This window comes from Alteromonas sp. CNT1-28 (assembly GCF_022348345.1).
Lineage (GTDB): Bacteria > Pseudomonadota > Gammaproteobacteria > Enterobacterales > Alteromonadaceae > Alteromonas > Alteromonas macleodii.
On record NZ_JAKREZ010000004.1, the window covers coordinates 175,571 to 185,091 of the forward strand.

The 9,521-nt window shown below is 45.7% G+C and carries 7 protein-coding genes and 1 pseudogene; 5 read left to right on the forward strand and 3 right to left on the reverse strand.

Annotation, left to right across the window (positions count from 1 at the left end):
* Window positions 1-51: 51 nt before the first annotated feature.
* Entirely contained in the window at window positions 52-1,233 is a 1,182-nt protein-coding gene (locus tag MHN02_RS04130; protein ID WP_239244689.1) for a PQQ-dependent sugar dehydrogenase, read from the forward strand.
* Window positions 1,234-1,433: 200 nt separating this feature from the next.
* On the opposite strand, the pseudogene MHN02_RS21780 reads toward MHN02_RS04130, so the two are convergent.
* Window positions 1,434-3,542 (reverse strand): annotated as a pseudogene (locus tag MHN02_RS21780) (S9 family peptidase).
* A gap of 283 nt (window positions 3,543-3,825) precedes the next feature.
* Window positions 3,826-4,158: a DUF962 domain-containing protein gene (locus MHN02_RS04145; RefSeq protein ID WP_014948104.1), complete on the reverse strand. Its 333-nt coding sequence runs from the start codon at window positions 4,156-4,158 to the stop codon at window positions 3,826-3,828.
* 287 nt (window positions 4,159-4,445) lie between these two features.
* On the opposite strand from MHN02_RS04145, the gene trxA reads away from it, so the two are divergent.
* A complete protein-coding gene (gene trxA / locus MHN02_RS04150) occupies window positions 4,446-5,315 on the forward strand; it encodes a thioredoxin (RefSeq protein WP_239244695.1) in 870 nt (289 codons plus the stop codon).
* A 153-nt stretch (window positions 5,316-5,468) separates the two neighbouring features.
* On the opposite strand, the gene MHN02_RS04155 is transcribed toward trxA, so the two are convergent.
* Window positions 5,469-5,897 carry a hypothetical protein gene (locus MHN02_RS04155; RefSeq protein ID WP_014948106.1) on the reverse strand — a complete coding sequence of 143 codons (429 nt, stop codon included), beginning with the start codon at window positions 5,895-5,897 and terminating at the stop codon, window positions 5,469-5,471.
* Between the two features lie 264 nt (window positions 5,898-6,161).
* Here MHN02_RS04155 and MHN02_RS04160 point away from each other — a divergent pair, with 264 nt between their 5' ends.
* From MHN02_RS04160 to MHN02_RS04170, 3 genes are all read left to right on the forward strand, one after another.
* Window positions 6,162-7,340: an aminotransferase class V-fold PLP-dependent enzyme gene (locus MHN02_RS04160; RefSeq protein WP_239244697.1), complete on the forward strand. Its 1,179-nt coding sequence runs from the start codon at window positions 6,162-6,164 to the stop codon at window positions 7,338-7,340.
* A 56-nt stretch (window positions 7,341-7,396) separates the two neighbouring features.
* Complete coding sequence (locus tag MHN02_RS04165) at window positions 7,397-7,579, forward strand: DUF2065 domain-containing protein (RefSeq protein ID WP_014948108.1); 183 nt, start codon at window positions 7,397-7,399, stop codon at window positions 7,577-7,579.
* Between the two features lie 504 nt (window positions 7,580-8,083).
* Window positions 8,084-9,382, forward strand: a complete 1,299-nt coding sequence (locus MHN02_RS04170) for an adenylosuccinate synthase (RefSeq protein WP_014948109.1) — start codon at window positions 8,084-8,086, stop codon at window positions 9,380-9,382.
* The last annotated feature ends 139 nt before the right edge of the window (window positions 9,383-9,521 follow it).

A 9,521-nucleotide genomic window follows, 5' to 3' on the forward strand; every position in this document is an offset into this window, starting at 1 on the left:
AAGAAGCCTGTGTGAACGCGCACACGGCTTTTTAAAATGAGGCTCCTAGCGATGAAACCATCAACTATTTTAGCTGTACCATTCAAACCTGTGAGCGCGCTAGCGCAGTCACTTACTTGTGTATTGGCGCTTACGATCAGCCAATCCGCTTTAGCTCACGGAGATCATAAACATGGCGAAGCGCATGAAATCACCGACAGCGATATTACCGTAACCACGCTCGCTGAAGGGCTTGTTCATCCTTGGGGAATGGCATTTTTGCCAAATGGCGATCTGCTAGTTACGGAACGTGAAGGTGGCATTCAGCGTTTATCAAAAGACGGTAAGTTGTCAGGACGTCTAGGTAATGTGCCTAAGGTGGTTGCGCAAAACCAAGGTGGTATGTTGGACATCGCTATCGACCCGGATTTTGCCAGCAACAACACTATCTACTTCTGTTACAGCAAAGCGAGTGAGGTTGAGGGCAAGCCGGGCAGCAGTAGCAGTGTTGCAAAGGCTAAGCTTACCGACTCAGGCCTTGAAAATGTTGACGTTATCTTTAGTGCCGACTCAATTGTGGATAACGGCTTTCACTTTGGCTGTCGTTTAGCGTTCGATGCTAAAAAGCACTTGTACATCACCATGGGCGACCGCTACAAGTACATGAAAGAAGCGCAGAACACCGATAACCACTTCGGTAAAATTGTACGCATAAACCGTGACGGCAGCGCAGTAGAAGATAACCCATTCACAGACGGCAAAGCCCCTGAAATATTCAGCTATGGTCACCGCAACGTGCAAGGCGTTACTGTTCATCCTGAAACTGGTGCGGTATGGGCGATGGAGCATGGCCCGAAAGGTGGTGATGAAATCAATATCCTTGAACGCGGTGCAAACTACGGTTGGCCTGTGATTACCTATGGCGTTGACTATAGTGGCGACATTATCAGCGACAAAACCCATATGGATGGCATGAAGCAGCCTTGGGTGTATTGGGACCCATCAATTGCGCCAAGCGGCCTAACGTTCTACCAAGGTGAAATGTTCAAAGAATGGAATGGGGATGTACTGGTGGGGTCGTTGAAGTTTACTCACCTTCGTCGCATAAAAGTAGAAGATGGAAAGCCCGCAGAGCAGTTTGAATATGTTCGTGGCAATCACGCCCGTATTCGCGACGTTGAAGTTGGCCCAGAAGGTGCCATTTACTTACTGACCGATGCACCGAACGGCAAAGTATTAAAGCTAACCAAATAGCATAGTACCAGTCCGCATAGATAAGTGCTCACTCAGAAGGCGCTGGCAAGCTTCATAGCGAAGCGTGGGAATGCAGGAATGGCTGTTCCCTTTCAAATTCTGGTATAAGACGTAGAATGAGAAAAGGCGCCACTTCATTGTTATTGTAAAATGAAGTAAGCGCCTTTTTTATTTATAAGGACATCGGGTCTCGTATTGACTTATTCGCCGTCGTTATTCTTCTTGTAGCGTTCAAACCACGCCACAATATTTCCTACTTTCTGTATTAAGCGAGAAGGGCGGCTTGCAATGCCGTGTGAAGCCCCTGGAATTCGCACCATCGCAGCATCTACACCTTGTAACTTCAGCGCTTGATAATACTGCTCTGTCTCGCTGATTGGCGTACGGTGATCGGCTTCACCGGTTAGCAGCATAGTGGGTGTTACTACGTTGCCCACTAAGCTCAAAGGGCTACGCTGCCAGAGTTTATCCGCGATAGTCCATGGCATATCTGCCATCCAATAGTTGCTGAAGTACGGGTATGCGTCGGCAGTCAATGAAAAGCTCATCCAGTTAATAACCGGCTTCGCCACAACAGCTGCACTAAAGCGGTCAGTTTTACCAATGGACCATGCGGTAAGGGTTCCGCCGCCTGAGCCGCCAGTAATAAACAGATTCTCTGAATCTATATAGCCTTGCTTAACAACCGCGTCTACCACATCCATTAGGTCGTTATAATCTTCTGATGGGTAGTTATGGTGGATCAAATTACCAAAGTCTTCACCGTAAGAGCTGCTGCCCCTTGGGTTAGCCCATACCACGACATAACCTTGCGCGGCCATTAGCTGAATTTCCATGGCAAAGTGAGGGCCGTAGGCTGCATGTGGGCCGCCATGAATTTCTAAAATTAGCGGGTATTTTTTGCTGCTATCAAATCCTGGTGGCAAAGCAATCCATGCGTCGATAGGTAGCTCGTCCACACTTGATACTACGGAAAGGTCTTGTACTTCTGCCAGCGTTTTATGACCAAGTGCATCGCTGTTTAAATCGGTGAGTTGCGTATCATCTTTGCCTTTTCTATAAAGCGCCAGGTCGCCAGGCACAGTGCGGCTTGCCGTGGTGTAAACAATGTCGCCTTTATCACTAACTGCGAAGTCGCCCGACGTGTAAGGGCGTCCAAAAGCTTGTCCACCTATGCTAACGTCGATAGGTTTCACATCGCCTTTCAGGCTCACTGCAGCAAGTTTAGTTTCGCCGTGATCAAGGTAAGAAAAGATTAATCCTCGGCTGTCTTTGCGCCACTCAAATTTGCCTAAGCTTCTATCTAGTGACGTAGTTAAACGGCTGATGTCACCACTTTCAAGCTCAAGTACCACAAGGTCGCCATTCTGATAAGAAAGCTTTCTGTCGTTGAGCTGAGTAAATGCAAGGTATTTTCCGTCGGGACTCAAGGTTGGTCTACCTTCAGGCCCTTCGATATCGGTAACTTGTTCAACTGCCGCTGTATTCACATTCACTTTATAGATGTCGCTAAACTAAGGGTGCAGCGCGTAGTCTTCTCGTTGTGGTGTGGCGAAATAAATCCAGTCATTCTCTTTAGAGAAAGAAAGGGTGCCGCCGCTAGGGAATTTTCCAGTTGTTAACTGACGCGGCGTACCGCCTTCAACAGGCAGAACAAATATCTGGTCAAAGCCTTCACGCAAGTAGCCTCTTCCGTCACCTCTATACTGCACCGCATCAATATAGGTGCCTTGGTCAGCCCACTTTGCTCCTTTAGGCTTGCTCGGCATGCCGGTAAACAATGGCTTTTGCTTTTCTTCGGTAAACTGGGTGAAGGCTAAGGTTTTGCTGTCATGAGACCAGGTTAACTGACGAGGTGCTTCGCTGGTGTTGGTCAAGCGCACAGACTGCATGGTATCTAAGTAATAGAGATGGATTTGTACGCGGCCGTTGACCGATTTTGTATATGCCACCATTTTACCGTTGGGCGATAAGGTAGCCTGTGACAAGCTTTCATCTACACCAATAAACGGGCGATGCTCACCGGATTTAATATTTACTTGCCAAAGTCGGCTTTGTCTTCCGTCAGTCATGACATCCATGCTCTGACGAGAATAAATTACCGTATCCTTATTAAGAAACTGTGGGTTGGCCACAAATTCTAAGTTAAAGGTGTCATCGTATGTCAGCGCATTTAAGCTAGTCGAATCAGAGGCAGATTCCTGCAATGCATTGGCCTGACTTATACCTAAAACCAATAGTGATAATGCAGTCGAGGTAACACATAAGCCTTTTCGTACTGGTCGAAAGGCGAAACGAGACGCAAACATAGTTGTTCCTTTTGTTATTGTTTTTTGCGCTGAGCGCGATAGGTAGAATGTTCGCTGTCGTGTGCTTAGCGTAAATCCTAACGCAAATGTAGCAACCTGCGAACGTTATCTCTAACCATATCGCTTTCGTTTCTTTTATGTAAAGCGTGTGCGGTGAAGAGGCTGGATTGTCCGTTAAAAGTACATATCCAACATTAAGCGCAACGTTTAACAACGCAGGGCGCTAGCAATGGTGGTTGTCATTATTAATAGAGGGCTGGCCGTCCTTTAAGTCATTTGAGCTTTATTCGCCTTTAAGGCTAATTTTGCCTACAAGAATATCTTTAAACATGACCCAGTCGCCCATTAGGCTGTAAAGCGGGTGTTTAAATGTTGCAGGGCGATTTTTCTCAAAGAAGAAATGACCTACCCAAGCGAAACCGTAACCTACTAGCGGAATAAACCACAGTAGCGACCAGCTAGCCATAAATACTGCTAGTGCTATAACGCCGAGAACCAGCCACGAGCCGATAAAATGAAGCGTGCGGCATGTACTATCTCTATGTTCATTTAAATAAAACGGGTAAAACTCTTTGAATGAAGCAAAATGCGTGTCAGCGCTTGTTTGTGTAGACATAAAACCCTCTCGGCCATAAGCATGTATTTTATAGAAGTAGAGTGACTTAGTAGCAGTATTTTACACTACGTTAACATTCTATTCTGAAATAGATTGTCGTGAATACGACAAAAAGAGAATGAGTTTTTGCAAACATGCGTGCTCACTGGCGCAGATCCAACAAAGTGGCGAATTAAGAAGCGCTTCCTAGTGCAAGGCGCGTGACCAAAGATAGCCTACCTTAACCTTGTAATTTCAGGCCGTCTGCCCCATATTCCTCTCAATACAAGAAATTAAAGGCCTGCGTTATGGAAAATCTCGTTGCGAATAGCCAAGCAACCATCGTAGATATTACGGTAGAAAACTTTCAACAAATCATCATTGAAGCGTCGCAAGATAAGCTGGTGCTAATCGATTTTTGGGCAGATTGGTGCGAGCCCTGTAAAGACCTTATGCCTATTTTGGAAAAGCTGGCGGGCGAATATAGCCAGCACTTGATCCTGGCTAAAGTAGACTGCGAAGCCCAGCAAGAAGTCGCTGCACAGTTTGGTATTAGAAGTCTACCAACGGTGATGGTGGTGCAAAATGGTCAGCCTGTTGACGGCTTTGCGGGTGTGCAACCTGAGCAGCAAATTCGCGAAATGCTCGCTAAATATTTGCCTAATCCTGAAGACGATCTACTTGCCACTGCTGGCAAAGCGATTCAGCAAGGTGATTATGCAGAGGCACTGCCCGCAGCTAAAGAAGCCCTAGCGCTTAACCCAGATAACGTAAACGCTAAATATATGCTTATTGATTGCTATATCGAGACCGGATCGATCGATACAGCCAAAGCGTTATTGGAAGAAATTAAGTTGGTTGATCAAGACTCTCGCTATAAGAGCTTAGCGGGAAAAATTGAATTGGCAGAACAAGCCGCCGACACTCCTGAAATTCGTCAGCTTCAAGCAGAGGTAGAAGCGAACCAAGACGACTTGCAGCTTAAAGTTGATTTAGCGGTACAGTTGCAGCAAGCGAACAAAGCACAAGATGCACTAGAGCTTCTTTATAGTGTGTTAAAGAAAGAACTTGGGTTTGGCGACGCCAGAAAGCTAATGATGGATATGGTGAATGCGCTTGCCGACGGCGACCCGTTGAAGTCGGAATACCGCCGAAAAGTTTACAGCTTATTGTATTAACAACGTCAGCATTTTAGCGGCTGTCGTAGGGGACAATGAGTCGAGTCTGACTTTGATAAATTGACTGCAGGAGGTTCGTGCTGGTACTTGCAGGTGAACGAGAACGCATACTGACGAGTGTCAACGTGTGTATTTCTAATTCGATTGCTGTATTTATTTAGGCGAGAGAATAGGGGAGAACCCCTCTTTGTGCAGCCAATTAAGTGCTTCGAAATACTTTTGAAAATAATCGCGCTCGTAGTTAGCTGATTCAGCGTCACGGTGCTTAGATGGGTGGGTTCGTTCTAATTGGGCCCGCCTAACCATTCCGGTATCCAGCACGTAAGCTGAGCGTGTGAGCCCTCGCGAAATGTTCACCTTTATTGCTTCTGCTAAACGGGTTTGGCATTCAGGCGTAGAAAGCACCCAGCGGCGTCCGTCCATTAGGGCAGCCCAAGGCTTATTGTCGAACTTAGCGATAAGTTCATGCATTTCTTCTATAAAAAACTCTGTCGTTTTCAGGTTCCACGCCCCGGTTGCAAACACCTCAAGTACGTTACCTGAGACATCCAATGAATAATTTCCGTATTTAGGAAAACGCATAAAATACCTTTAATGTTTGTCTGCGTGGAACAGACGGAGCTTGCTAACTCGGCTAACAAAAACATCTTGCCTCTATAGGGTATAGCAGAGTTCTTAAAATTTGCTGTGATTGTGTTTATATAAGAAATATCACTAAGCACGTCGATTTGGGCAAAACAATTTACACTTAATTTGTAAATAAATGTTTTGTTGCAGGCGCAGATTCATGCGAAAACGGTGGAAATTTGATAGGGTTTACGCAGTTTTTATATTGGGCAATAGAGCATGGCATATCAGCATTTTTATACGGGTTTTCTTAATGCGAACAAAGGTAAACAGCATTATGCATGTCACAGCCACTACTTTTGGCCCGACTGCACGCGTGATGCAATGCTCAACTACTGGGATGACAGCGCTAAGTATGTTGACGAAAAATGGGGATATTTCTTCCAAACTTTAGTGCCAGAGCTACAGCAGCGCATTAGCAACATACTGAACACTGGAGCACCACAGCAAATCGTTTTTGCGCCCAATACCCATGAGCTGCTTTATCGCGTAATGAGCTGCATCGATAGTACTGCGCCTTATAAAGTAGTGTCGACAGACAGCGAGTTTCACAGTTTTCAGCGCCAAGCGACTAGGATGCAAGAGCAGGGTGCGATAGAACTTATTACCGTACCTACTAAACCCTACGATACGTTTGCGTCGCGCTTTAAGGCTGCCATCGCCGAACACGATCCCGAGCTGGTTTTCTTTAGTCAGGTGTTTTTTAATTCTGGATACGTGGTGAACGATGTCACAGATATCGTAAATAGCGTAACTAACGACAATACCCTTATTGTGGTTGATGGCTATCACGGGTTTATGGCAAAGCCTACCGATGTAGCGAACATTGCCCACCGAGCCTTTTATCTTGCCGGTAGTTACAAATATGCTCAGGCAGGAGAGGGCGCATGTTTTGCGCACGTACCCGTGGGCTGTGAGCTAAGACCCGCATATACTGGCTGGTTTGCAGAGTTTGGCGAGCTAGATAAGCCTCGTAAGGTTGGCGGCAAAGACAGCGTTCAATATAGCCTAGATGGAATGCGCTTTGCCGGTGCGACGATGGATTTTACCGCGCTCTACAGATTAAGAGCCGTGCTTCGTATGTTCGACGACAATGGCATTGATGTCGCTACAGTTAACGAATACGTAATGGGCATGCAGCGCACATTTCTAGAGAAACTTGCTACCTGCAACCATCCCTTGCTAAACGAAAAACATCTAGCAGTAAGTGATGAAGCAAACCGAGGGCATTTCCTTACCTTTGAATTAGATAGTGCCGATGAAACAAAAGCCCTTGCTTCAGCGCTTAAAGAGCACCATATCCTTACCGATTTTAGAGGAAACCGCTTAAGGTTTGGTTTTGGTCTGTACCACACCCCTGAGTACATTGATTTAACCGCACTGAATCAGAAAGCGTAAGTCGTTGCTTTAAACATACGTAAATATTAACGTCACACTTATTTAAGGATAGTTTTATGGAGTGGCTACTACCCGCTTTAGCGTTGGTACTTATTATAGAAGGAATAGGGCCGCTTCTTTTTCCTAATAAATGGCGCAATTATTTACTTCAGATAAGCCAACAGCCCAGCAATCAACTGCGTCAAATTGGCGGAACCCTTGTGATAATAGGCGCACTACTGCTGTTTTATTTCAGTTGAGTTAGCGCCCAGATCTAGGCATTAAGAGGCGTGAAGCGGTGTGAAAACGGAACTCATCAAACACTGCCACACGCTTTACCATAATACATAGTACGAAAAGGAGCGCGACTTTACCGTTGACTGAAAAGTGTGCTCTTAAACCTGTATTCAACATTCAGAGGTATATTTTCAGCCCTTTGAATACCTCATTAGCTTTTAAGCATCCAATGCCCGCGAATAATAGCAAAACGTTATATAAATGGGGCATAGCGCAGACTGCGATAGACCGTCTGTTCAGCTTTTTTACCAGGTAATGTTAAGAAAGCTTTAAAAATTAGCGTCTTAGAATGTTTGTGCTGAAAAATAAGAAGCCAAGCCTTATTTCAAAAAGGCTCGAGCGGCAGTGGGTCATCTTTGTGATTTCAAAAATAAAAATAAAATAGTCGTATTTTTGTTCGAAAAAGAGATGATCCTTGCCCTAGAATTTTGTAGAATCCCCGCCTAATTTTCTTACACATATGATTCATGGCAAAGAACGTTGTGGTACTCGGCACTCAATGGGGTGACGAGGGTAAAGGCAAGGTCGTAGACCTACTCACTGATCGCGCAAAATATGTTGTTCGTTACCAAGGCGGACACAATGCAGGTCACACTCTAGTAATCGACGGTGAAAAAACCGTACTTCACTTAATCCCATCAGGCATCCTACGCGATAATGTTACCTGTATTATTGGTAACGGTGTTGTGCTAAGCCCTGACGCACTAATGAAAGAAATGACTATGCTTGAAGAGCGTGGCGTTCCAGTGCGCGAGCGATTAAAGATTAGTGAAGCTTGTCCGCTTATTCTTCCTTATCACATTGCACTAGACGTAGCGCGCGAAAAAGCCCGCGGCGCAAAAGCAATTGGTACAACGGGTCGTGGTATCGGTCCAGCGTATGAAGATAAAGTAGCCCGTCGTGGATTACGCGTTGGCGACTTGTTTAATGCAGAAGACTTCGCAGCAAAGCTGAAAGAAGTGCTAGACGTGCATAACTTCACGCTTACGCAGTACTATGGCGAAGAAGCAGTAGACTTTGACGAAACCTTAAAAGGTGCAATGGAAGTTGCTGACATTCTTAAAGCAATGGTTGTTGATGTAACTGACGAACTAGACAAAGCACACAATGCTGGCTTGCCTATTATGTTTGAAGGTGCACAAGGTACACTTCTAGACATCGATCACGGTACTTATCCTTATGTTACGTCGTCAAACACTACCGTGGGTGGTGTAGCAACGGGTGCTGGCTTTGGCCCACTTAAGCTAGATTACGTACTGGGTATTGTTAAAGCATACACTACGCGTGTAGGCTCAGGTCCTTTCCCTACTGAACTAGAATGTGAAGTAGGCCAACACTTAGGTGTTAAAGGTCACGAGTTTGGCGCGACCACAGGTCGTAAGCGCCGCACGGGTTGGTTCGATGCAGTTGCGATGAAACGCGCAGTACAAATCAACTCTATTACAGGTTTCTGCTTAACTAAGCTTGACGTACTAGACGGTCTTGAAAGCCTTCAAATTTGTGTAGGCTACAAAGATGCAGACGGTAACGTGAAAGACGTTCCACCTATGGCGGCTGACGGTTACGAAAAAGTGACGCCAGTTTATGAAGAAATGCCGGGTTGGACAGACAACACTTTTGGTGTAACTGAGTTTGAAGCGCTTCCACAAGCTGCGAAAAACTACATTAAGCGTCTTGAAGAGCTCACAGGTGTGCCGGTTGATATCGTTTCAACAGGCCCTGACAGAAACGAAACTATCGTTTTACGCAGCCCATACGACGCGTAATAGTTTCACATTAAATATGTTTAAAAGCCCAGTGTTCACTGGGCTTTTTTGTTTGCCCAGCGAAGCTGGCAAACCCGTCAGGTTGAAAGAAACCTGAATCACCCTGACTGAGGGGAAGATAATCCGAATGGCAAGGGCG

Bases quoted from the DNA above. Each gene is read 5' to 3' on its own strand.
- MHN02_RS04130 (WP_239244689.1), top strand. From the start codon at position 52: ATGAAACCATCAACTATTTTAGCTGTACCATTCAAACCTGTGAGCGCG.
- MHN02_RS04145 (WP_014948104.1), bottom strand. From the start codon at position 4,158: ATGTCTACACAAACAAGCGCTGACACGCATTTTGCTTCATTCAAAGAG.
- trxA (WP_239244695.1), top strand. From the start codon at position 4,446: ATGGAAAATCTCGTTGCGAATAGCCAAGCAACCATCGTAGATATTACG.
- MHN02_RS04155 (WP_014948106.1), bottom strand. From the start codon at position 5,897: ATGCGTTTTCCTAAATACGGAAATTATTCATTGGATGTCTCAGGTAAC.
- MHN02_RS04160 (WP_239244697.1), top strand. From the start codon at position 6,162: ATGGCATATCAGCATTTTTATACGGGTTTTCTTAATGCGAACAAAGGT.
- MHN02_RS04165 (WP_014948108.1), top strand. From the start codon at position 7,397: ATGGAGTGGCTACTACCCGCTTTAGCGTTGGTACTTATTATAGAAGGA.
- MHN02_RS04170 (WP_014948109.1), top strand. From the start codon at position 8,084: ATGGCAAAGAACGTTGTGGTACTCGGCACTCAATGGGGTGACGAGGGT.